Annotated in this window: 17 protein-coding genes; 4 read left to right on the forward strand and 13 right to left on the reverse strand. The window is 41.5% G+C overall.

Annotated features, from left to right (window positions below; genetic code table 11):
• Positions 1 to 12 precede the first annotated feature (12 nt).
• The 4 genes from J5A56_RS01160 to J5A56_RS01175 form a co-directional block, all read right to left on the reverse strand.
• The gene (locus tag J5A56_RS01160; RefSeq protein WP_036920272.1) at positions 13 to 462 is read right to left on the reverse strand and encodes an NfeD family protein; all 450 of its coding nucleotides are present in this window, start codon (positions 460 to 462) and stop codon (positions 13 to 15) included.
• Positions 463 to 1,056: 594 nt separating this feature from the next.
• Positions 1,057 to 1,956 (reverse strand): M48 family metallopeptidase, encoded by a 900-nt coding sequence (locus J5A56_RS01165; RefSeq protein WP_021672714.1) that lies wholly within the window; start codon positions 1,954 to 1,956, stop codon positions 1,057 to 1,059.
• Positions 1,957 to 2,088: 132 nt separating this feature from the next.
• Entirely contained in the window at positions 2,089 to 3,402 is a 1,314-nt protein-coding gene (locus J5A56_RS01170) for an MFS transporter (RefSeq protein WP_021672713.1), read from the reverse strand.
• Between the two features lie 11 nt (positions 3,403 to 3,413).
• Positions 3,414 to 7,163, reverse strand: a complete 3,750-nt coding sequence (locus J5A56_RS01175) for a DUF4922 domain-containing protein (protein ID WP_021672712.1) — start codon at positions 7,161 to 7,163, stop codon at positions 3,414 to 3,416.
• A gap of 248 nt (positions 7,164 to 7,411) precedes the next feature.
• Here J5A56_RS01175 and J5A56_RS01180 point away from each other — a divergent pair, with 248 nt between their 5' ends.
• The 3 genes from J5A56_RS01180 to J5A56_RS01190 all read left to right on the forward strand — a co-directional run bounded on the left by J5A56_RS01180 (position 7,412) and on the right by J5A56_RS01190 (position 9,613).
• A complete protein-coding gene (locus J5A56_RS01180) occupies positions 7,412 to 7,681 on the forward strand; it encodes a hypothetical protein (RefSeq protein ID WP_036920268.1) in 270 nt (89 codons plus the stop codon).
• A 146-nt stretch (positions 7,682 to 7,827) separates the two neighbouring features.
• A complete protein-coding gene (locus tag J5A56_RS01185) occupies positions 7,828 to 8,649 on the forward strand; it encodes a hypothetical protein (protein ID WP_021672710.1) in 822 nt (273 codons plus the stop codon).
• A gap of 34 nt (positions 8,650 to 8,683) precedes the next feature.
• Positions 8,684 to 9,613, forward strand: a complete 930-nt coding sequence (locus J5A56_RS01190; RefSeq protein WP_021672709.1) for a cation diffusion facilitator family transporter — start codon at positions 8,684 to 8,686, stop codon at positions 9,611 to 9,613.
• A 748-nt stretch (positions 9,614 to 10,361) separates the two neighbouring features.
• Here the strand turns inward: J5A56_RS01190 and ltrA are convergent.
• The 9 genes from ltrA to J5A56_RS01235 form a co-directional block, all read right to left on the reverse strand.
• A complete protein-coding gene (gene ltrA, locus J5A56_RS01195; protein ID WP_211815442.1) occupies positions 10,362 to 11,768 on the reverse strand; it encodes a group II intron reverse transcriptase/maturase in 1,407 nt (468 codons plus the stop codon).
• 507 nt (positions 11,769 to 12,275) lie between these two features.
• Complete coding sequence (locus J5A56_RS01200; RefSeq protein WP_036919026.1) at positions 12,276 to 15,128, reverse strand: M16 family metallopeptidase; 2,853 nt, start codon at positions 15,126 to 15,128, stop codon at positions 12,276 to 12,278.
• A 9-nt stretch (positions 15,129 to 15,137) separates the two neighbouring features.
• Entirely contained in the window at positions 15,138 to 16,424 is a 1,287-nt protein-coding gene (locus tag J5A56_RS01205; RefSeq protein ID WP_211815460.1) for a thioredoxin family protein, read from the reverse strand.
• A gap of 195 nt (positions 16,425 to 16,619) precedes the next feature.
• A complete protein-coding gene (locus J5A56_RS01210; RefSeq protein WP_021671070.1) occupies positions 16,620 to 17,093 on the reverse strand; it encodes a hypothetical protein in 474 nt (157 codons plus the stop codon).
• A gap of 2 nt (positions 17,094 to 17,095) precedes the next feature.
• Entirely contained in the window at positions 17,096 to 17,728 is a 633-nt protein-coding gene (locus J5A56_RS01215) for a fasciclin domain-containing protein (protein ID WP_036919030.1), read from the reverse strand.
• Positions 17,729 to 17,769: 41 nt separating this feature from the next.
• Positions 17,770 to 19,317 (reverse strand): RagB/SusD family nutrient uptake outer membrane protein, encoded by a 1,548-nt coding sequence (locus tag J5A56_RS01220; protein WP_021671072.1) that lies wholly within the window; start codon positions 19,315 to 19,317, stop codon positions 17,770 to 17,772.
• A gap of 5 nt (positions 19,318 to 19,322) precedes the next feature.
• The gene (locus tag J5A56_RS01225; protein ID WP_036919023.1) at positions 19,323 to 22,808 is read right to left on the reverse strand and encodes a SusC/RagA family TonB-linked outer membrane protein; all 3,486 of its coding nucleotides are present in this window, start codon (positions 22,806 to 22,808) and stop codon (positions 19,323 to 19,325) included.
• Positions 22,809 to 23,107: 299 nt separating this feature from the next.
• Entirely contained in the window at positions 23,108 to 24,385 is a 1,278-nt protein-coding gene (locus J5A56_RS01230; RefSeq protein ID WP_036919033.1) for a DUF3078 domain-containing protein, read from the reverse strand.
• Positions 24,386 to 24,581: 196 nt separating this feature from the next.
• Positions 24,582 to 25,265: a porin family protein gene (locus tag J5A56_RS01235; RefSeq protein WP_021671075.1), complete on the reverse strand. Its 684-nt coding sequence runs from the start codon at positions 25,263 to 25,265 to the stop codon at positions 24,582 to 24,584.
• 283 nt (positions 25,266 to 25,548) lie between these two features.
• Between J5A56_RS01235 and J5A56_RS01240 the strand changes: the two genes are divergently transcribed.
• Positions 25,549 to 25,947, forward strand: a complete 399-nt coding sequence (locus tag J5A56_RS01240) for a transposase (protein ID WP_021670644.1) — start codon at positions 25,549 to 25,551, stop codon at positions 25,945 to 25,947.
• The last annotated feature ends 15 nt before the right edge of the window (positions 25,948 to 25,962 follow it).

Below are 25,962 nucleotides of genomic sequence, written 5' to 3' on the forward strand. Positions count from 1 at the left end.
TCAGATAACTTTCTAACAACGCTCAACCGTTGCAATTATAGAGTCAAGTCGTAAAATACGTACAGCAACACCTTGGTCAATTGCAGCACCATCAATAGACTGCGCCTTCCAGGAGTCACCATCTATCTTTACTCTGCCGTATCCACCAGCCTCAATAGCGTCTGTCACCTTTCCTTCACGACCAATCAATGCTTCAGCATTACTTAATCTTTTATCTGCACCTTGATGAAGATATTTAAGTGCAACTGGTCGTACTAAGAAAATACTCAATACAGAGAAGACTGCAAATACCACAACTTGAACAACAAAACTATCCGTGAATGCGGAAGTAAGTGAGGCACATAAACTACCTATCGCAAAGCACATAAGGTAAAGGTCTCCGTTCATCAACTCTAAAATCAGACAAACAAGACCTACTAACAACCATGTTAACCACAGGTTTTGTATCAGATAATCCATCATAGCTTTAAAGGTTTGATTTCGTTTGTAAAGATAATAATAAAAGATGATTCCATCAAATCTTTCACAAAAAAATAACACTTTAATAGCTACTTACCAACTATCAGAAAAGTATTTCTTTACAAGATGACAATATAATACAAATCATAACACCTAATAAACATTTCGTATAAGTTAGCCGTTAGTGGCTTTTGATATTCAATATGATGACCATTATGCTCGCATCTTTGTATATCCAACCAACGTATTCGTGCTTAGCTCGTGACGTGTTAATGCTTAGCACATGTCGTGTTAGTGCTTCGCACCAATGGTGCGGAGTACTCATCAGCTTATAATATACTATAAAAATGGGGTTAATCAGCCGTCAAAAGTAAGCTATTCAAGCAAAAAACAAAGACAGATATTTGGTCTGAAGAGTTTTATTTTTCCAAGCCTTATATGATTATGTTAATTTGAGAGGAGTTCCACATACAAAAGAATGTCATTTCGTTTTTTATCAAACAGTAATAATCATATAAAAATTACGGCTATTTGCTTTCGTTCTTGAAAAGCAAATAGCCGTAAGAAGATATCATAAATGATAGTTAATCAACTTTATCAACGCCTATTTGAGCGTTTAGAAGACGAAGAACCGCCTACATGTAATGTCCCAGACGACTGTGAATATCCCGCAGAAGAGACACGATTAGAGCCACGACCACGATAATATTTCTCAGCTTCTGGCAGCCACTTCTTGATATCCTCAATACGACGAGCATCAGAAGGGTGATCACTCAGAATCTCAGAACGATTACTATTAGTTGCTGCAGCCATTCGTTGCCAGAATGTTACGGCATTTGCTGGGTCATATCCAGCCATTGCAGCAAAGATAAGTCCCATATAATCAGCTTCACTTTCATTATCACGACTGTACTTCAAATTACGGAAAGAGAAGTATCCACCCGCTACCTGTGAAGCAATATCGCCTACTCCACTACCAACAGCCGAGTTCAAGACAGTACCCAAGATATTGGTTCCCATCTGCTGATTCATTTGCTTTGTAATCTGCTCAGCACTGTGCTTAGCTACGGCATGCGCAATCTCATGACCCAAAACGATTGCCAAGCTTGCCTCATTCTGTGTGTAAGGTAGCAATCCCTCATAAACAACAATCTTACCACCAGGCATACAAAAAGCGTTAGCTTGCTTGTCTTGAACAAGATTAAACTCCCATTTGAAGTTATTCACCTCATTAGCATAACCATTATTGCGCAAGTAAGTTTCCACCGCATTAGCAAGGTTACGACCTACACGCTGAACCATAGCCGTATTCTTCGCATCAGTAGAACGCTTTGCCGATGCCATAAACTTTGTATATTCCTGATTACTGAGACTCAAAAGCTGTGCATCGGAAACACTGATACGATGCGTACGACCCGTCAAAGGAACCTTTGAAGCCGTACCACAGGCTGTCATCAAAGCGACAACAGCTGCCATTAAGAAATACTTAATCTTCATTTTATTTACTGTTTTTTATAACTATCTATTTGCGAAAATACAACATTTTCCGTGAGACACAAACAAATTCATGCCTTTTTTATAAAGGTTAACGGCTAAAAACAAACAGCTAAGCCGTCATGTCAAGCGTTATCAAACCATTCTTTTTCTCTTTCCTATCTCCTCTGTGACAGGTATAAAGTAGGTCGTGACAAAGCTGATAACACCTAAGATTGCTACAAGGAGGAAGAAGCGACGATAACCCACATACTCCTGCAAGAAACCAGTAAACCATCCTGTCATCACCAATGAGAAAGCAGTGATAGCCGTACCTAATGAATAAGTAAATGTGGAGTGTTCCCCTTTTGTGCAATGAGTAAGCCATACAACATAAACCGTCAGACCAAGTCCTGCTCCGAACTGCTCAACTATCATACACAGATTGATGATAGATAAGGTGGAAACAAAGTAATAACTGAGGTAGACAAAGACAAACTTTGGTAAGGTAAAAGCTATCACAAACAGCCACAACCAACGTTTCAAACCATCTTTCCTCACCAATGTTGCTCCCATAGCACTCCCCCCTATCAGCGAGAATGTGCCCACTATACCTAATACCAAGCCTAACTCTTGTGGTGAGAGTGCCAATCCAGCATTACTCCCAGGGTCAATCAAGAAGAGAGGTGCTATTCTGAAGAACATCCCTTCAGGTATTAGAAAACAGAATAAGAAACATAAGTTAGCCACGTAATGAGGACGACGTATAAAGGCTGCCTTGACATCGTGCCACCATTGACGTGTCACCCCACTCCATATCGGGAGGTTTGCATGAATATTGTCTTTAGGAAGCGTGATAGCATGTAGCAACATCAAGCAAGTCACCAAAGTTGATAAAATCCAAAAGATAGATGACCATGAAGGAGCTACAGTCCTATTGATAACCTCTAAATTACCTGCTATCGTGACAGGAATAGCCATTCCAACGATAATAGATAGCAAATAAGAAACTGCTCGAACACCAAAGAAAGCAGGACGATGATACAAAGCAGCTTCACGCTTATAAAGCCTCTCAATAGCCACATCATGCAAAGCAGCTACCGTTGCTATGATCATTAAGAAAAAGACAGTCCATTCAAACCAGTTAGACGTTGGTGCCGTAAAGGCTATTCCTCCTAAACTTAATGCCATAACCAGCTCGGTTAGGATAATCCAAGCATACTTACTCCAATAGCCAACGACAAATCTACCCAACAAAGGACGGAGGATGAACGGCAGAAGAAACCATGAGGAAGTCAGCGTAATAGCACCATTCGACAAGCCCATCCTATTGAAATAGACTAAAGAAGTCATCAAAAGAATAACATACGGAAGTCCACGTGTCAAATAGAGCGTAGGAAGCCAAAGCCAATGACTGTGCCACTGGTCTACAATAGGTATTCCATTTATTATCTTCTGCTCCTCGTGCATCTTCGTATGCTTTATTCATAATGTGCCTCAATGGTTGCTGTCTGATAATAGTGATGAAGAATTTCATCATATCGATAGCCCTTCTCGCCCATTACAGCAGCACCAATCTGACACAATCCTACACCATGTCCCCATCCAGCACCAATAAGACGGAAATGTTGTGGGACATCATTAACTATCTCATTACGTTCTACCACGAAAGCAGAACTATAAAGATGGCTCTCACTCAACGTACGTCTTATCTCTAATTCCTTACCGATAATCCGAGTAAGCTTTGTTCCAACAATCTTCAAACGAGTGATACGACCACTTTTACCACGTTCTAAAGGCTGGAGATTGATAATCTCTCCGAAGTCAAAGCCACTCTTCCGCCGAATCAAATCGGCAAGTTCCGCTTGTGTGAAGTCTACTGTCCAACGATAAAAGTCCTGTGTCTCTTGATCGTATTTATTGAGAACCTGCCCCAAGACTGCCGCATCTTTTGTGTTACAGAACGCCTTTGGAGACGACAGGATCCACTCCTGTGCCGTCTTTTCATCCGTGAGGTCAATCTTAGGAGCTGTTCCTAAAGGTGCATTATCCACTATCGAGAGTAAATAAGGCTTATGGTTATTATCCCAACAGTACTCATACTCTTCTGAAACACCACCACAACACTTACTGAAACGGGCATCACAGATATCCTTTCCATTCATCAACAACTGACCACGAGTTGCCTTGATAGCCTCTTCTACATGAGGACTTGTTGCCTTTGTAATACCCTGATAGCGTTGACAATGGTCGTCTGCGCAGACATCAAACAGTGTGTGGGCATCACTATCATACCAAACCACACCTTCTTCATCCGACACCTTCATCGGTGCTGAAGCCGCCTGAACACCCATTTCGATGGTTTTTCGTCTTCTCATCTGCACCAACAGCCAACTGCGAGAGATTACTGCGTGGGCCTTCAAAAGCTCCAATGATGATGTAGCACTCATCTCACTTGAAATTACACTTGTCAAATAACGCTCGACAGGCAATTCATTGATAGCCCAGAGTTTATCTCCATCAACGACAAAACGTAGCTTACCAAGGAAGGTCTGTGCCTCTTTACGTTCCCAATGAAAATCTACTCCGATGATCACATTGTCTAAAGTGAAGGATATGTTATCATCCTTTGGCGTAAAGCAAAGTTCATGATAATCTGCAGAATCCCACAAAATTCGACCGTTCTTGAGCTTTACAGTCTGCTGACCTGTCACCTCTCGGTTCCCAATTGTATAAATACCATTCAGTTGGAAACATATTTCATCACCACTAACAATACCTACTGAAACCACAGGTTCCTGTCTCCAATCATCGAAAGCAAGATCAACTGCCTTATTACGAATCCGCTTTACGACATTAACCATTGCTTCATTCGACAGCGACACCTCACGTAAAACAGCCTCAGCACGTTCTGCTGTCATTCCTTCAAAGTCACTCTGACGAGGCAATATCAGCAATCCAGCCATATCCAAGCTGCCCGGACTGACAAGACATTGCCCCTCTCCTTCTGCCGAATAGCAATCAGGACGATGCTTCTCACGTGGGAACACAACCGTAACAAAGCCTTCCTCGCTGCGCCAAGCAACGATATTCATCATCGGCTCTGTCTCATCTTCCTTCAAAGGCAATGCCTCATATAAATAGTTGAACAACTCTACATCGTTCTTCTCAGTATGACTCACGATGGCTAAAGCTGGACAGGTATAGTCTTTTATCTCATAGATTCCCTCCGCATCATTCAGTTTCAAGAGCGGAACAGAAGTCTCACGGAGCCGCTGCCAGTCACGTTGTAAAGGGAGCAAACCACTTGTTCCTGCCTGAAAGTGTAGATGGTCGGGCGCACTGGCACCACACTTCGGACCGTTGTAAAACACCATCAACTGTGGATAAGCCCTCAACAAACGATGTATCTGTACGTAATTCTCCGCTATTGCCTGAAGTTGATGATGGCGAGAAGGGATTGTGAAATGAACAGGAAGGATTGGGAAAGGATTGATAAGAATCTCAAAACCTTCTCCAAAAGGCAGTGTTATCTGCTCTCCCGGGCGATTCTTTTCACAAAGAAAGCAAGGTCGCTTAGCCAGCGTAGCCTTATCTATCTTCGCACCTGTACTCACCAAGCGTGCAGGATTAAATTGCGCAAGGGCTGAACCCACCTCACGCGTCTGCACACCTTTCAACTCTTCAAAACGTTTTGCAACGTCTTGCCATTGGTTCAGCTGGTTATGAAAAAAATCGGTTAGCCCTTTCTCTCTTTCTTGGTTTTGTTTCTGACGTGCCAGTATCTCAACTGTACGCAGCTGATCTTTATAATGATTGTTGGCATTTACCTTATCAATGCTCAGTACAGCATCACTGTTTCCACCCCAACGACGGCAGAGATAAAGTTCATCATAGATTCGTCCGATACGGAAACGACGGCTGAAAGCCAAGCCCATCGCATAGTCTTCGCCATAACTTGTGTTAGGGAATTGATGCTGGCGAACCAAAGGAGTGAAGAAAGCACGTGGTGCACCGAGTCCGTTGATACGCAAGGCATTGTTGCAACCATTATCCTCCGTCCACTCATTATGACTAATCAAGCCCGGTGGAAGGGTGTTAAGATCAAAGTCACACATACGGTAAGAGCCCACAATCATCGCAGCTTTCTGCTCATGAAAAGCGTTGACAATCGTCTGTAAAGTATTCTCTGAAGAATAAAGGTCATCACTATCCAACTGAACAGCAAAGCGACCGCAATGCACATCATTGATGGCATAGTTCCAACAGCCACCTATACCAAGGTCTGTACGTGTAGGAATAAGATGTACAAGACGCTCATCAGCTGCCAAAGAAGACAGTATCTCCGTCGTACCATCTGTCGAATGATTGTCAACAACGATTACGTTAAAAGGGAAGTCTGTCTTCTGTGAGAGGGCCGAAACCACCGCATCGCGCACCGTCTTCTCACGATTAAAGACAGGAATCACCACCGAAGCCTCCACTGAGAAGTCCTCACCAGAAAAGTCTGGCTGTGCATACAGCGTGGTATCGACCAAGGCATTAATTGCAGCGAGGTGCGCTGTAGCTACCTGCTCCATCTCAATCTGTACCTCACGGTTGCGAGGATTCACATAATCAAACTGCTTCTCACCACTTGCACGTAGGTCATCCTCTTCCTCTGTATAGAGATATTCATTCAGATGAAAGAGTTCTCCCTTACGACTTAAGAATAGACGAAGGTCGTACCAGCCCGCAAACTGATAATCCTTTGTCATTTCTCTTGTAGCATACTCCTTCAAATACGCAGTTTTGAGAAGTACTACAGAACCAAAATCGAAGTCATCACGGATGCTGCCCAATTGATAAGCAGTAACAGGATGCTTCACAATCTTGCCTGCTTCCACTGAATAATGGTCAGCATAAACCATTGCCGCACCAGTTTCCTCAGCCACCTGCAGCATACGCTCAAGCGCATGATAACCTAACGTGACAGGTCCTTGCTTCAAATAAAGCAAGGTATAATCACTCGTTGCTGTTGTAGCTATAAGGCGCATAGTAGCCAGAGAAAGCAAGCTCCCTGCCTGCAACTGATGCGCATACTGAGGCAATGCCTCTGTAGGTAGGACATCTGCAGCTAACATATATATATTGTTCACCACACCGTCCTCGTACAACTGTGCAGCAAGCGACTGCATCATTGCAGTTGTGCTATACGGCAGAAAGCAATCTATCTGTTTCTTCTTTTCCATCTAAAATGTGTTCTTTTATCTACTTGCAAAGATACTATAAAATCCCGTCTTACACACGAAGATTACAAAGAAAACAACCAACTGCAAATTATTTTCATGAAAAGAAATATTTATTTACGTGAAGAAAAATATTTTTTTTCATGAAAAGAAATTCTTTTCTTCGTGAAAATAATTTGGAAGCAGTGGTCATACTGAACTTTTTCTGTAACTTTGTACGCATAAAAAAGACATTAAAAGATAGTCAAACGATGGCAAAAGAAAATCATATTGACCGTGCGCTGGCATTCATAGAGAATCTCGAAAAGCTTGGCGCACAACTTCAAAAGGCTGACGAACAACAGAAACTGATGCTGCAACAGATGCTAATGAAGAGCCAGAATAACGAAACAAACACGGATGAATACCGCGACTTGGAGCAGAGAAGTAAGGACCTTCAAGCAATGATCAACAAGTGGCACCCCATCTATGAGGAACGTCTGAAGATGGTGAAGGAGGCACAGAAGGCTGTAAAGAAGTAAGGCTGACTGTAGAAGAACAAGACTTAAAGAAGTTCGTTCCCCCCCTCTGAAAAGGAAGTATGTGTCCCTTACTGCTACTCACTATCTATTATTCAAGATTGCAGAACTCCGCATATACAAACAAACTCGCTAACTATCAATAACAAATGAAGAAAGACTTATACAAAGACGTCAAACTGTTCTTATTAGCTATCATAGCTGTTAGTTTGTTTTTCTCATGTTCGTCTGTTCCTTCTGGAATAGCCGAAGAGATAACTTATCATGGAGAACAACTGCATCGTTACCTGACGATTATCAAAGACGTAACATCGAAAGCAGAGAGGAGTAAGGACACTATCACCTATTATTGTAACCAAAAAGGGCAGCTCATCATAGAGCGTGTGGGTACAGACAGCTTGGATGATTACACTTACTCCTACACTGGTGACACCATTTTCATTCATAAGACGCATATTAAAGACCAGTTAGATGAACTCCTCGATGGCTATTATATAGTTAAGAACGGACTTATCGTAGAAGCAAATAACACTCCTGACTATTATACATACACCTACGATAATAAGAGAAGACTCGTTTGTCGTGACACACCTAATGTTAGCTGTGGGAGACAAACCAACATCCTCCAATGGAAGGGAGAGAAGATATTACCTAATAAATCATTAAATATCACTTACAGAGATACTGGAGAGAAAACGAACTACCATAACCTCTATTACTTTTGGATGTTTGGTTGTGGTATAAGAATACCCATCCCCTTCATCACCTTGGGCTATATGGGTGTTATTCCGAAAGGAGATATTAGCAGCTATAGCTTCAGTTCAATACAGAAAGAGTGGGATTTCAAGGCACAACTGACAACGGAGTATGATAAGGAAGGACGTCCCACCCGCATTGAGGAAGTGCTGATGACACTAAATGAAAATAACAAACAAGATAGTAGTAAGCACGTTACACAATACATCTGGTAATAACAGAACAATATCGAAACGCTTAAAACAGGATATGGAAAAGGAAAAGAAAAGTGAAGGAATGATGAGTGTTATCGCTGCCTTAGGTGCAAACATCTTGGTAGCGATATCTAAGTTTGTTGGTTTTGCAGTGTCAGGCTCAGCTGCTATGTTGAATGAGTCAATCCATAGTGTTGTAGATTGTGGTAATCAGATACTGCTATTGGTAGGCAACCGACAGTCGACTGCAAAAGCAACGGAGCAGCATCCGTTCGGACAGGCACGTGCTAAGTATTTCTATAGCTTGGTTGTTGCAATGATGTTGTTCTTCGCTGGTGGTGCATTAGGTATTATGGAAGCAGCAGAGAAGCTATTTCATCCGGAGCACGGCTTGGAGAATACGTGGCTCATCATTGGTATTCTTGTCTTTGGTCTCTTAGTAGAATTGGGCAGCCTGCGCGTTGCCTTCAAAGAGATAAAGGAGTTGAACAAGGACAACCTATCGCTTTATCGCTTCCTGCGGGAGAGCCGCCACAGCGAAATCCTTATCATCTTCGCAGAAGACAGTTGTGCTGTCATTGGTCTGCTGATAGCCTTAGGCGGTACGCTTCTGACCCATTTCACGGGCAATCCATTCTATGATGCCCTCTCGGGTGTACTGATTGGTGTACTTCTCTGTGCTGCAGCTCTTTTCCTCGCACGTGAGTTCTACAGTCTGCTTATTGGTGAGAGTGTTACACAAAAGGACCTATCACGTATTAAGGAGGTGTTCAACAGAACAGAAATCAACCGCCTCATCAACATCAAGACTATCCACCTCGGTCCTAATGACATCCTTGTCACTGCAAAGATTGACGTCAAGAACGAATACGAAGCGCAAGCACCTCAGTTGGTTAACGACATCGAAAAGAATATGCGTGCCGCTTTCCCTGAATACAAGATTTATATCTATATTGAGACGGATAAGTATAAGGAGGATTATTAAAGACCTCTCCCCCAACCCCTCTCCGAGAGAGAGGGGAGTGCTGGACACAAGAGAAAGTAATTACTTCTACTATTGATTCATAAATAAGAAATGATATCCAATGAGAAAAAATGGGTTCTTCCGTTAAATGTATAGATTGGAAATTAAATAAAAACTTATACACTTGCAGGGTATGACTATCCCAAATTAGATAATCTAACAAAGGAAGATAAACTACAAGATAAAAAGCTGGAAAGACAAATAGTTACTATGTCTATTCGTCGTCTACAAACAATCTATCCCCTTACCAAAGTAATATTTGTAAACTATTTTCATGCACCCCGAATCCAAAACATGCTCTTTTGGCTTCTAAAAGACCCCTACTTGGGTTGCAATAGGTGCTCTTTTGAGGTCTGACTAACGCCCTTTTGAAGCCTAATTAAGCATCTCTTCCTACACCGTTTTATAACCAACTGATTACCTGCTGGTTACGAACCTGCTTTTTATGTACATTTCTGCTGTTATTTGTAGATGCTTTATTTAAAAATATGTAATGATTTTTCGGAGCCATATTTGTATGGTTATAAGTCTTAAAATGAAAAGGTTTTCTTTTTCGGAGAATGACAATAGGACAAACAGTTGACAGTTTCAATACATCTTGAACAAAAATCGAGTAGGAGGTAAACGCTAATCAAAGGTATTTATCTCCTATTTTCACGTTTACCGACCTCTCACACCACCGTACATGCCGTTCAGCATACGGCGGTTCCTATTTTGGGTTCCATCCGAGATAGGCATCCAATAAGCAGACATAACCCTGCTTGCGTAGCCGGTCGTTTGACATGGCTATACTCAAGATGGGACTGCCTGCTATGCGCCAATAAGCCAGGCGAGTGTTCCCCCATTGGTAGGCTTGCCACTTGGCAATTCCGCACCTAATGAGATTGACAACTTTCGTCTTTGGCTTCTTCCAAGCTTTCCATATGCACATGCGTATGCGTCGCCTTAGCCATTCGTCGGTTTCAAGGCAAAACCGTTTCATATTGGCAAGGTGGTAGTAACCTACCCATCCCACAATATACTTTCTCAGTTTCTGCTTTCTCTTCACATATCCCCAACCATTGCTACGACTTGTCAACTCTTTGAGGGATGACTTCATCTTCGACTTAGATTTGGAGTGTACCGTGAGTTGGCATTTACCTCTGTGTACATAAAAGGAGTAGCCGAGGTACTTCACACCCTTGATATACGAAACGACCGTCTTTTCCTTGTTCACCTTAAGGAAGAGTTTTCCATCAATAAACTTGGTTATGGACGACCTTACACGTTCTGCAGCCCTCTTGGACTTACAGAATATCATCGCATCATCGGCATAGCGGACAAAGGGGTGACCTCTACGTGCGAGTTCCTTGTCCAACTCGTTGAGCATGATGTTGCTCAAAAGTGGACTTAGAGGACCGCCTTGCGGAGTTCCCTCCTCGCTCGCGTGCCAAAGACCTTTGGCTATCACACCGCTGCGCAGATATTTGTGTATAAGGCTAACCACTCTGCCATCCTTTATCGTACGGCTGAGTATCTCTATGAGTTTGCCGTGGTTAACTGTGTCGAAGAAGCGTTCGAGGTCGAGGTCAACTACATATGTATAGCCATCATCAACCGTCTTCTGCACTTCTCGCAGTGCGTTGTGGCATCCTCTGGTCGGGCAAAAGCCGAAGCTCCGCTTGGAAAAATGAGGCTCATAGATTTGGGTTAGCACTTGGTTGATGGCTTGCTGCACCATGCGGTCAACCACAGTGGGTATGCCCAGCAGGCGCATCTTGCCATTGTCCTTGGGTATCTCTACCCGGCGGACAGGATTGGGACGGTATGTACCGTCAAACAAGGAGCATAGAAGTTCATCCTTATGGGTCAAGAGCCATGGTAGTAGCTGCGCGCATGACATCTTGTCGATACCACCCTTACCCTTGTTCCCCACAACTGCCTTATAGGCTCGGTTCAGGTTCTCGGGACTGAGGATTAACTCCAACAAGTGCTCCTTGTCGAATGGAACTTCCACGATGTTGTCTTCGGATATCCACATGAAAGTCTGCACTCCCCCATACCATTCGGATTCCGTCCTATCTCTCTGGGGGCAGTCATTAGCATAAGCTGATGTTTTCTGCATTCGTTCCTTCATACGGTAACTTTCAATTACTATCGCTTAATTATTAGGTTCTGCCCTTCGTGAAGCGTTACCGACCGCTACACTACTATGGCATCTGCTGACTTCTCACGGCAAGTTTTGCTCCGCAACTTTTGTAAAGACAACTAATCGTCACGTCCGTGAGACCTCCTCGAATAAGGGCATTGTCTTTCCATCTTATACCTACTTCATTTTTTCGCTTCGCTCAAGGAAACTCCACCAACCGTTCCGAATAGCTATGGGACTTTGATTTGTTGAGCAATCTCATCCACAGTCATATGCCTTATATGAAGTTTCTGTACGTTAGGTCAGATGTTTGCCGCCGGCTTCCTTCAGATTTCACCTCACGATGAACACCCTTGCCGTTGGCTATGTAATTCCCGCTATTAGGGCTTACTCGGGACTTACACCCGTTAGACAATGCTCATGCCGAGCGTACACAAAAAAAAACAGAGGTGCACTCTTGCACACCTCTGTTTTATTAAATTTACTTACCATTAATTACTTAAAGGTATGTTTACCTTCTTGCGCAGCAGGTTTAACGATAATCTCACGCTGCTTAGCATTTGTCATCACTTTCATAGCCACAGCTGTGATACCTTGTGGTGTGAGCGTCTTAAACACTGGTGCAGAAGCGGCGTTGTCATTTGGAGATAGTTCGTTGCCTGTCTCAGCATAGATGTTCAACAACGCCATCCACACTGATGGATCACTGTTAGACTGTGATGCTGCACTTGTCTGCTCTTCATCAACTGCCAACGGAACCATCACAGCCTTAAACTCATCAGCGGTGAAACGACCAGTCTTCACATCCTCAAGAATACTATAAACAAGGCTAAGGGCTTTGTCAGCATTCTCTTTCGCAGTAGAAAGATGGATGTTAAGACTCACGCCAGCTACTGGTTGTGAGGTATAGTTGCTCTGTACGCCTACTGTATAGGTAAGGTGTTCCTTCTCACGCAATACATCAAAATAACGACGCTCCAAGATTCCACGCATCACTTCCAAAGCAGCCTGCTCACGATCAGAAAGTTTCAGCTTATTAGCAAAAGAAATCTCGATCTCAGCCATTCCACCTTCAGTTTCTGTCTCGAAAGTACGCTTAATGACTGGCGTAGATGAAGAGAAGTCCATTGGCTGGATTGCTGTCTTCATAGGCTTGCCTTCTCCCTTGAGAGAACCAATATAGCGGAGGATCAACTCTTTTGCCTTTGCTTCTGGAATGTCACCAATAAGACAATAGGTAAAACGTGACGCATCACCAAGATGCGCCTGGAACTGTTCCTGCAACTTATCAAACTGAACTGACTTAAAGAAAGCCTCATCCTGACGTGGATTCATTGCACTAACTGGATAAAGCAACTGTTGAATAGAATCCTGTACAGCTGCCATACCTGTCGTAGCACGATTCTCATAGACGTAGAGGTTACGCTGGATGTACTTATCAAAGGCTGACTTTGAGAAGTTCTGACGTGAGAGAATCAAGTGTAAATAGCTAAAGAAATCATCAGCATTGTCAACAGGCGCATTACCACCCACGCCATCACTGTAGTCTTCCAGAGAGAGAGAAAGATTAATATTCTTACCCTGCAGCCACTGTGCTAACTGATTTCGGTTGTAATTATATACACCTGACTGCATCAAGAGTGAACGCATTGCATTATAGTTAGCAAGTTCTTGTGCTGGAACAATAGACTTTCCACCTTCTGCAGAACCTGCAAAGAGGAACTGACCACTCAGCTCCGGAACGTTACGATAAAGAACTTTCGCACCATTAGAGAGTGTCCACTCCTTTGCCTGCAAAGTCTTCAACTGCTTTTCAGAAACAATCTTTCCTCCTGTCAGAGGGAAGTCAATCAACTGACTGATAGGCTTCATACCATCAGCACGAGCCATATCGCTGAATGAACTCTTACCCTTCAAGGCTGCCATAAGGTTATTCTCAGTGATATTCATCTCACCCTGTGATTTAGAATAGGTAACAAAAGCGAGGTTGTTGTCATTAAGCAATGACTTCATCCAAGCATTCATATCCTCTACTTCCAACTCAACTAAGGTCTCAAGATTACGGTTAATTTGTCCGCGGAAGTCTTGTACAGGAATATCATAGAGGAAGTTCTGACGGAAAAGCATTAAAGCATTGTCTGGTGTACCTAATCCTTTTGCCTCAAGAACATCCTTCATTCCATTGTACATCTTTTCCTTCTCAGCATTGAACTCAGCAGCTGTAAAGCCCTGGTCGCGCAGGTTGTCACGCACAGCCAACATCTGCTGAAGCGCCTTCTGTTCATTGCCCTGATATGGAACCATATCCCATGCCATCTGATAATAGTTTCTTACCAGTGGGGAGAGACTTACCTCAGCTGCAATGTAACTCTCCTTATCTGCATTCTTCAACATCACAAAACGTTTTGGAGCTAATGTATTGAAGAACTTAGTAAAGATAAACTGGCGCACACGATCCTCTTCTGAAGCGTTGCCCTTCACCTCATAGCGTTGATAAAGTCCGAAAGAAGTACTCTTGTTCTCTGGGTCAATGAAACGCATATAGAGCGGTGTTGCATTATCAGGAATCTGTCTTGTCTGTGGATCTACAGCAGGGGCCTGCTTAGCTGGTAATGTCTTGAAGACTGTCTGGATATTCTTCTCCATCTGGTCAACATCAACATCACCGATAACAGCGATAAACTGCATATTAGGACGGTACCACTTATCATAGAACTGCTTTACCTGCTTCTGCTGAAAGGTTTCCAGTATCTTCTGTGAACCAATCACATTATGAGTTGCATAACCTGCATGATTATAAACAACAGGTGCGATAGCATCTGTCAGACGACGGTCTACTCCCGAACGATGACGCCATTCCTCAAGGATAATACCACGTTCCTTTTCGATATCGTTAGGGGTCATCTTGACGCCATGACACCAGTCACGGAGCACCCAAAGCATATTCTCATTAAGCTTCGCATCATTGGTTGGCACATTGTGAACAGCATAACGCGTATCATCAACACCCGTGAAAGCCTCAAAGTCATTGAGATTATTACTGCGAAGGAAGTTCATCACACCATTAGGGAAGTGATCTGTCGTGTTGAAAGCTAAATGTTCCAACACGTGCGCCAATCCCATTTCCTCATCATTCTCCAAGATAGCTCCGACGTTCTGGTAGAGATAATACTGTGCTTCACCCGTAGCAGAACCATCATTGTAGATATAATAAGTAAGTCCATTTGCCAGTTTTCCCTTTTTAAGTCCTTTCATCTGCGCATTGGCAGTACTGAGGGGAAAAAGCAAAAAGCCTATGAGCAGTGCCACTGGCACGCTCGATAGGCATTTAATGATATTCTTGAACATAGTCATTGTTTACTTTTCAAGGAGTTCGAGTGTAGAGAGCTTCTGCTTGATTGCCCCCTGCAACATAGCTTGTGGCATCTCCATATTCTCCAAACGAAGTGTCTCAGCAAATGCCTGGTTATAGTATTCACGTGCCTTGGTATAGTTCTTCAACTCACGATAAGAGTCGCCAATCATTACCATATAGTTTACACGGTCCATCACAGCATCCTCCTGTGCTAAAGCTTTCTCTGCCCACTTGATAGCTACTTCATGATCCTTAGCCTTCAAACTCTTACCAGCTGCCATATAGAGGTTCTGTGCAGCCTTACCATAGTCAGCAGAACGGAGGTTATTCTCCATCTTACCGAAATAGGTCTCCATAGCTTTCACATAGCCATTCACATCCTTATTCTTGTACAAGTTGAAGAGAGCATCAAAGTAAAGCTTTGCCTTCTCGTAAGCAGTAATACCTGTCAGGCCAACAACCTCGTATGCCTTTGCATACTGGCTCTTTACCTTCTCAACATAATCCTTATACTTTACGTTGCCATCCTTTGCCATATCCTCAGCAAAGATGTCGTTAGCCTCAACAATATAGTAGGCAGGTGCCTTACCAAGTTTCTTCATCCAATCATCAAGGTGGTCGTTCATAAGGTCAATCACATACTGCTTATGCTCCCTATCTTCATCACCCTCCAATGACAGAATGATACGATAATCATTCTCATTGATAAGCTTCAATGGTGCCTTCGCAGCCACATAGTTCTTATAAAGTTTCTGTAGACGTGTCACCCACTTATCTGCATCCATACCCTCCTGTGCCTGTAAGAAAGATGGTGCTTTAAGAAGAAGTTGCTGCTGAACATCGAGATCGTTGTTATCAGCCTTATACTTATTGTAAAGTTCCTCAAAACTTACACTCTCACCAGCAGCAATTTTAGCGGCATCCATAAGTTCATCCTTATCCATTGCACCTGTATTCACAGACAAAGCCTTGCCATCTGGTGCAATGAAAGCTACTGTTGGATAAGCAACAATTTTATAATTCTTAGCGATATCAACATTCTCACCCTTCTCAGCATCTAACTGCAAACTGATGAAATGCTCATTAAAATACTTTCCAACTTCCTCCTGTGTGAAAACAGTCTTTGCCATCTTCTTGCAAGGAACACACCACACGGCATAGAAGTCAACGAAAACTATCTTATTCTCCTGCTTTGCTTGAGCCAAAGCCTCACTAAAAGTACCCTTGAAGAACTTAATTCCATTTGTTGCTTCTGTACCCTGCTGAGCATGCAATTGTACAGTCAACATTAAAAGAGCAACAAGCAGTAAGATATATCTTCTTCTTTCATATTTAATTTGTTTTAATAGGTTGTTTATTCAAGTTATCTTTTTACCATCGCATTGTTGTTCTTCGTTTCTGCCCCTACCACCATAATATGGGAAAGACGTACAAAATCAATGCTGAAAGTACAAATAATCGATTATAATATGTTTATATCAATATTAGTCGACGAGCAACTCATCATCAGTCACCACAACTTTAAAAATATCCTCCAACACAACCTCATGGTCTTGATTATAAACCTTGAGGGACAGACGATATCTACCGTTTGTTAACTGTTGCGTAGCCTCTTGTGTTACAACTATCAAGCCACCTGTCACTGAAATATTACCTTCTTTATAAAGTTTCATGAACATCTGTGCCTGTTCTTGACTGTCAGCCTTCACCCCAGATAATTCGTAATTGATAGGGTTAGTACCAGCAACACCTTGAATACGTGTTGAAACGAATGGTAACTTATTGATACCACGCTCACTCGTTGCATCAACGTTATGGAAAGCGTTAAGAGAGTCGGGAGTAAATGATGCTCCCGTTGTTCTCAAATATCCTACATCCATTTTGCTGCATGATACCATAAAACCTATTGTTAGAGCCACAAGGCACAGCAATGATATTCCTTTCTTCATCTGTTTCATTTTTAAAAGTCGGTTAAATTGAAGTCATAAACAAGTGAGTGAACCACTCCTGTGTTTGTTTCAATATTACATGAAGCAACATCCGAGGTCTTGGTTGTCGTTGGAGAAACCAAATGGATGCGCAAAGGTCCAGCACCCGGAACACTGTTGTAAGACTCACGGAAAGTGTAAATCCACAACTTGCTGCCCGATGCCATCTCAACAGTTTCACCACCCTTACCAATAGGCGTTGAAGGATTAGAAGACTTAACACCCTCCTTGAAATCATCAAGCATCACACGCTTGTTAGGCAAAACACTATTCAAAATAAACTTCTTGCAGTCAGCAACTGGGATATCCGACACTCTCTCCATATGATTATCATAGAGATAACGACGAATACTATGATTCGTAGGACCAAAGAATGTGAAGTTCTTTCCGTACTGACTTGTACCTTGGAAGAGCGACACTAAGTCGGCACGTTCTGCCATTACACGAAGGGAATCCCAATTATAGCTGTCCCCTTTGAAGTATTCCCACATCGTCATATCATGCTTTCCATTAGCAAGCCCAGTGTCGTCAAAGTTATACTGAGTACAACTGGAGAAGACTCCCATTGTCAGACACATTGTTATTATATATATAATCTTTTTCATTATATCGAACACTTTTTGATTTGTATAATCCTTATCCATCATTAATTATAAGCCTGCCAATAAGGTTTCTGGCGCAACAATGTATTAATGATGTGCCCATCCTTATCCTGCCATGCATCCTTTGGAAGTGGAAGGAAGAGTGCACCACCTTGAATATCCTGATTAGTCAACAAGCGGAACTTACCCTGTAACTCTTCTTTCACATAGCCATTACGGATAACATCTGCATATCGTGCATCATTCTCACCGATAAACTCCTTTTCTCTTTCAAGGAAAATAGCCTTCTTCAATCCCTCAGTATCATAGGTTGAAGGATAAGAAAGCGCACCAGCACGTGAACGAATCACATTAAGATCAGCGATAGCCTTTGCTTCATTACCTAACTTTTGATAGCACTCAGCTCTCAATAGATAGAAATCAGCAAGTCTCCAGTAAACATAGTCAGCATCCACCGTACGGTAGGTCTTACCACTTGGAGAGTACTGATCGGCATCCATAATCGCTTTTCTGAACTTATACATAATAGCATAGTTCGTTCCATCAACTTCGTGTGAGGTTCCCCAATCATAGAAGAAAGCCTGCAAACGCTGATCTGTAGCATCAGGGAATAAAGACTCAACAGTTGAAGCATAAAGCTGATAAACACTACTTGAAGGTAAATCTGCCAACGTCTGATCTTCTCTAACAGGCCAGCTCACAAAGTTTTGTGCCACCTCATTAGGTGAAACAACGTTCTCTGAGCGTGTCTTATCAAAGTACAAGCTGAAGATTGCCTCAGGATTAGGAGACTTCTCGTTAGATAAGTACGTACAGAGTTCCTCTGGAGAAGAACAAAGCTGATAGTTACCCACGCGACCATCGATAAGCTGTGTAGAGTAATCAATAGACTTCTGATAATCCTCCTGTGCATTACCCTGCAACTTATAAAGTTCTGTTACACTGCCCTTCCACGCATAAATCTGTGCGAGCAAAGCAGCAGCAGTACCCTTTGAGGCTGTCTGACGGTTAGTAATTGAAACACCATTTAAATCCGTCAACTTATCCCACGTTGGCAAAATATCCAATGCTTTCTTAGCATGTTCTATCGCAGCGTTAAGCACATCACTCTGAGAAGACAAAGAGTAAGGTTTTATCTCTGTTGAATTCTCTGTTATGATAGCCTCACCATAACGCTGAGCCAAGAGGAAATAAGATAATCCAAGAGCGAATTCAGCTTGCCCAACATGATACTTCCGACGATCTTCTGTTAAATCACTTGTCTTATCTATATTATCAAGCAACAGATTAGCTTCAAAGATAATGTCATAAAGACCCTTCCATGAATATTCGCTTGTAATCACTGTTCGTGGATTCCATTCACGCAACTGCTTACCATCCAAGATTTTATCAGCTTTCATACCAGCTGTTGAAAGAACGTAATTATTACCTACAACAGTGTTAATATAATATAGAATAGAAGTGGTTGTTGCATTCAGCTCTTTCTCCTTATTAAACGAGTTGCTGTAAGTCAATCCGTTCTCTGGCTGCAAGTCGAGGCTGCAAGAAGACAGAAGACAACCACATAGTGAGAGTATTATAATCTTCTTCATTTCTTTTAGAATTTTAAGTTGAGACCCAAAGTAACCTTTCTATTCAATGGATACTGTGTTCCATCATCCTTACCAGTATAAGGATTGATAACCTCTGGGTCTACTCCTGAATAATTGGTAATCAAGAACAGATTCTCTCCGCTGAGATAGACATTAGCATCCTTGATGAAAGAACCCTTTAACCAGTTCTTTGGTATCTGATAACCAATAACCAACTGCTTGAGTCGCAAGAAGCTGATATTTTCAATGTTGGAATCTACATTACCATCAAACTGACCTACATAATCCTTATCAGCGAACTCAAGGGAAGGATATTTTGCGTTTCTGTTGCTTGTAGTCCAGAAGTCGCTACGACGGAAGTAATTCATGATGACACCAAAGTCCTTTGTAAAGGTAAAGGCACTGTTCTTATACATATTCATTACCTTACGGCTAATAGTATAGCTGAAGAGTACATCAAGACTCAATCCCTTCCATTCCAAATGGCTATTCAAACCACCATAGGCAGCAGGAAGTGTGCTACCAGCATAATAGAGGTCCTTGTCATCTATCACACCATCATAGTTCTGGTCCTTAATCTTTCTTCCACCCACACGCAATGGATTGTTGATAGACTGGAAGTAAAGTGGAACCAGCTTACCTGATGCATTAGGATACATAGGAATATCTTCTTCCTTCTGAACGATTCCCTCATCCTTGAAAGTATAGATACCATAGACTGGACGACCTAAGACTTTGTCGTTAAGGTCTTCACCATTATATGTCTTACGCAGCATATTCTTATTATGAGAAAGGTTGAAGCCGATGCTCCAATTCCAATTCTTCTTGCGGATAACATCATACTGTGCCTCAAACTCAATACCCTCGTTAGAGATAGCAGAAGCATTGTCCCACATATTGTTAGCAAGGAAAACATTACCCGGCAGATAAGACTGCATCAATAGTTTACTTGAATACTTATAGTAATAATCAAGTTTGAACTTCAATCGATAGTCCAAAAGTTGTAAGTCAAGACCGAGGTCATACTGGTCACTTTCCTCCCAAGTAAGTTTCTTATTAGCCATAGACTGTGGGATAAGACCTAACGAACCGTTAAAGATATTACTCTCCTCCATCACGCCCAATGCCAAGTAAGGCTCTTGGAACTTCTGTCCAGACTTACCCCAAGAAGCACGGAGCTTACCAAAGCTTAACCACCAGAACTTCTTCATGAAACGCTCTTCACTGAATGCCCAGCCAAGACCAACAGAAGGGAAAGTACCCCAACGTACATCTTTACCAAACACACTTGAACCATCCGCACGGATAGAAAGTTCAGTCATATAACGTTTCTTATAACTATAAGCAGTACGACCCAAGAAACTGAGTAATGCCTGTTCCTGTTGATTAGTAAGGAAGCTCTGTGCAGCTCTTATGGTTCCTCCATCAGTGATGAGTGACGGCCAGCCCTCACCAGCATACTTAATAGAATTGGTAGGACCACCCTTTGCTGTACCACTTAAATTTTGCAGCAAGTCATAGTTATAAGTCATACCAGCCATCAACTCCAACTTATGTTCACTTGGTAATGCCAAGTTGTAAGTAAGAATGTTCTCTGTCTGAATATTTGTCATTGCAATATTAGAAGCCTGAACCTCAGACTTCTTGTCATACTTCAAGTAATCAGGTGTGAATGTGTAAACACGAGTGAAGTAATGGTCCAGCGAATAAGTAGAAGAGAACTTCAGACCTTTCAAGATGTTGTAGTTCAATCCCACACTCAAACGAACATTATAGTTTGAGTTGGTCTTATCAATATCTCGCAACTGCCTCAATGCTATTTGCTCTGCAATACTACCCTTACCTGGCAAGAGCGTCGATGTACGTTTCGGGTCAAATGTCAATCCCTGCACACGACCTCCATCTGCTCCTGCCTTTTGAGTTGCGTACGTTAGGTTGATACGTGTGAAAGCACTTAGCTTCGTTGAAAGATTGAAATCGAGGTTGCTCAACAAACTGAAACGACGGAAGTTAGAACTAATCATAATACCAGTCTCATCATAAACACCAGCATTAACCATATATCTAATATTATCCGTACCACCAGCTAATAACATATCAGCCTTAGTCACCTTACCAACACGAAAAGCATACTTCCACCAGTTTGTTCGGTTATTATAGAAGGTGTTAAGTGAGTCCTGCGCAATACTCGGCAGACGGCGATCAGAATCCAACACCTTACCATTACGCCACAGATAATCGTATGATCCATCATTATCAGCATCCCAACCGTATGAATCCTTATAAGAACCTGGATAAATCAACTTATCTGTCATGTAGTCATAATGAGCACCTCTCTGCTTCTTAGCAAGAAGGAGAGCTATATCACGCTCACCCTTACCAAGTGTTTGCATTGGTGTACTTGGCAACCAAGAAAGAGACTGTGACACATTAAAACTCACCTCAGAACGTCCAGACTTACCTTTCTTTGTAGTAATGAGGATAACACCATTACCAGCACGTGAGCCATAGAGTGAAGCTGATGCTGCATCCTTAAGTACTTGTACAGACTCAATACTTGAAGGGTCAAGTCCAGCCAAAGGATTAATACCACCAGTGGCTTCACCAGCACTACCAGATACTGGTATACCATCAATTACATAGAGCGGAGTACCATCATTGATACCCTTCTGATTTAGAGAGCTAAAGCCACGAATTGTGATACGAGAGCCGCCTCCACCAGGAGAACCTGATAGGTTGGTTACATCCACACCTGCCATACGACCTTGCAAAAGGTTCTCAATACTTGCTGTTGGGGCTTTCTGCAAATCTTCAATTTTAACAGATGCGACAGCACCTACCTGCTCACGTGTGTTACGCTTACCATAGGCTACAACAGTCACCTCTCCCATTGCAATAGCAGAAGAAGTCAAGATTACATTCAGCGCCTTACCAGCGTGATACTTCAGCGTCTTAGCGTCATAGCCCACACTGGAGATGCTAAGTGTTCCTTCCTCCTTATTTACAAGCATTGAGAAGTTACCATCAATATCTGCAGTAACACCTTGTGATGTACCCTTAATCTGTACAATCGCAAAAGGCACGCCCAACCCATCTTTGTCTTTAACCGTTCCACGAACAGTATATTGCCCCTGCGTTGCATTCTTCATTTTGAACACATCAATCACCTTACCCTCAACATTGGAGATAAAAGGTGTATGAGACAACAGGTTTTCTACAGCACTCAACTCGTCTACATCTTCAAACGAGATGGTAAGGAGCAACGTGTCATTTTTGACATCGTCTGAATAATTAATCTTGTAATCTCCCTTTGTAGAAATAAAATCCAAAATCTGAGCAACACTCTTATCCTTGAATGAAATCGAGAACTTCTTACCTGCTACTTGTGCAGAAGCAGGAGAACTCCACGAAAGCATCAAAATAAAAGCTGTCAGAAACACCAAAGAAGGTAACCTTCTTAAAGTTCTAAACATGTGTAGATGATACTTCATTGATTAGTCTTTATTATTATTATTGTTGATATTAATTTATTAAAAGAATTAGACTCCCTCTACATTTGAACGCAATGCATTTACATAAAAAAGGTATTAATATTAATTGGGGTACAAATATACATAAATTTCTTGTATATCAAAGTTATTTGAATTAAAAAAATAAAAGGATTGTAGCTATTTCAAACTTACATCCCCTTTTCTAAAGAGAGGGGAATAAAAAGTATTGTGAATAGAAGTGCATTAGAAAAAACACTTTTTTAGACAAGTATTGCTCTATTTGCTGATTATGGATTCCATTAAAAACCATACTGGAATCCTATTGAGGCAAACTCCTTCATCTGCCAGAAGGTGTGATTATCAACACGCCGTACTCCATCATCAAAACGAGGATAGATAAACACACGACTTGAAATATAACGATTGAATCGGAAGGTAAATGTATTTTCCCATTCCAACTCAGTGCGCTTATAAGTAGAATAGCCATACAATCGTGTCTTCCAAGTCAAGGCTTCCATCAACTTCCATTCTAAATCAACAGTAAACTCAGAACCGAAGTCATGCAGGAAATGATTGCCATCCTTCATGCCTAAGCGACTGGTCAGATCCAACACACGAGTGTACTTCATGTTATAAGCCAATGGTGCTAAATGGAAGTTACCCTTCAACCGATGATGTAACCAGTCAACCGAGTAATCCATACCGATAGAGAGGTTTAAGTTCAACGGAGCGGCAAAGGCTGAATAAATCTTTGGATCATTCGAACGATAAGAATGGCTAAACTGCGTGTTACCAACGAATTGTACTGTATAATACCAACGTTTTGTTGCCTGTAATCCCAGTTTAGAAGTAAGACGAATCAAATCCTCTGTACTCTTGAAGCTATGCAAAGAGTCTGAACGGCTACTTTGCAAACCATATTTCAATTCCAAACGATTCTCCCACTTCACCTTCTGCTTATTGTTGTAATTAGCCTGCATCACCAAAGAAGCCAATGCAGAATAGTTGCTTTCGCCACCTTTATACCAGTTTCCAGACACATAATTCTGTAAGAATTGCAAGGCGTAATCACCATTGAAAGTCCAGAAATTAGGACGCTTCACCATAACTTCCACAGGAACAGTCGCTGGGTCAACAGGGCGTTCTACCACCTTCTCAACCAAGGTCACGTCATGGTGTATCGGTGCTTTAATATCATCTAACTTCGTTTGCTGTTGCTGCACCATACGATCAGTACCCTCCACAAGGTCGGGACGTGTCAAATAAAGATGCATCAACTCTGCAAGAATAGGGTTTTCTTTTCTATCACGTGTAAACAAACTTTCAGCCACATTACCATAATAGGTCAGCGGCATAAACAAACGCATCCTATTCTTCTGAAGTTTTTGTCCACATCTATTCTTTGGAGCCTTAGACATAAAAACGCTATCTCTCAGCGAATGTAATGAATCAATATATGCTTGCACTTTATCCATTGATGGGCGTTCATCGCTATGAACAGACACAGGATGATGCTCTTGAGCGATAGCACTCAAGCCCATTATTAGAAATAATGTGATTAAAAAGTTCCGTTTCATCATACTTAATATAATGTGCAAACTTACTGCATTTTTTTCAAATTTCAGTCCTATTTGCTAAAAATATTAATCATTACAAATAATTTATTCACACAAACAGTCCTTTCCACCCCATTATGAAATGAAATCTTGCATACCAATAAAATCAATTAATACAATACTTTCTCAATAATTGAAGAAAGAGTTACGAGCTATTTTAAAGATTTAATTTATAACCGACCGACACCTCAAATATGCTATTACGAGATGATTCACCATCCTTATAAATATTAAATACTCCCACATGATATAGCGCCCCTAACACAACGTTTTCGTATTCATAGCTAACACCAATAGGTATAGAAAGACCTATCTTGCGCATCCCATTCTTCACATCAATGGTAAACTCCTCCTCAGAGAAGTTTGACTTTTTACCCTCTTTATCCACATCAAACGACTGTTGTACTTCATGACTTTTTGCACCAAGTAACAAAGTTGGCTCTATTCCTGCCTTTACTGAAAATCCTGGTAATAGATAACTATGGATTAAAATCGGCATAGCAAGATAATTCATTCGCAAATTACGATTATATACTACAGAGTTCTTTCCTTTATCATCTTTTAACTTACAACCTGCTTGAACAAAAGATAAACCAGCTGAAACGCCAACAACATCTGATGCTTGATACACCACATCTGCTCCACCAATAAAGCCTAATAATGCATGGGGTTTAACCTCCACAATCTCATTGTCACCAATTTCGTAAATTCCAGAACCTCCTAACAAAGAAGATATAGACACTCCAACATGCGGTATCACTGACCATGTACCAGGTTTATTCTGTGCCATTGATACCAAAGTTGATGTAACTAATACGATTAGAATAGCTATTCGTTTCATAGGTTTTGTTATTTATTTTGTTAAAGACTATATATGTTAAACGTATTTTGCATGATTTTATTGCAAAGCACATACGATTTATAAATATTTTATACGGAAACACAACAGCATTCTCACCGTATTAAGAGCTGCGAAAATTATTTACATTATTTCTTAAAATATTCATCTAAAAAAGTAAAAACATCCTTTTTAAGCACCTTTGTAACTTAATACAAATCAGATAGTTACAAAACCTGTCTTATAGCAGATTTACTTCACATCATTTTAACATTTAAAATTCAAAATGGGAAGTAAACATTCTAAACACAGAACATTCAGTGAGAACTTTATTCTCACTTTACTTCGTGAGTATTACTCATCCGAAGTGTCAATTAATTTCATCTGTCGTAAGTACGACATTAATAGTGCCAGCTTTTATCAATGGCAAAAAAAGTATGATTTAGATGAAAAAAAGCTATCTTTGTCGCATGATATTATTACTAAAGTAAAAGCTATGCGTAGTAAGAAAGCTATGGAGAAAGCCCCTCTAACGCGTGAGGAAGAGCTTGAAGAACAAGTATCCAATTTGAAGAAAGCTTTGGAGTATTCTGAACTTCGCAATCAAGGTTTGATGAAAGTCATAGAGATAAGCAGTAAGGAATACGGTGAAGATTTGCTAAAAAAAGCTGGCGCCAGGCAGTAGACAGCCTTCGAGTCA

Source organism: Prevotella melaninogenica, from assembly GCF_018128065.1.
GTDB lineage: Bacteria > Bacteroidota > Bacteroidia > Bacteroidales > Bacteroidaceae > Prevotella.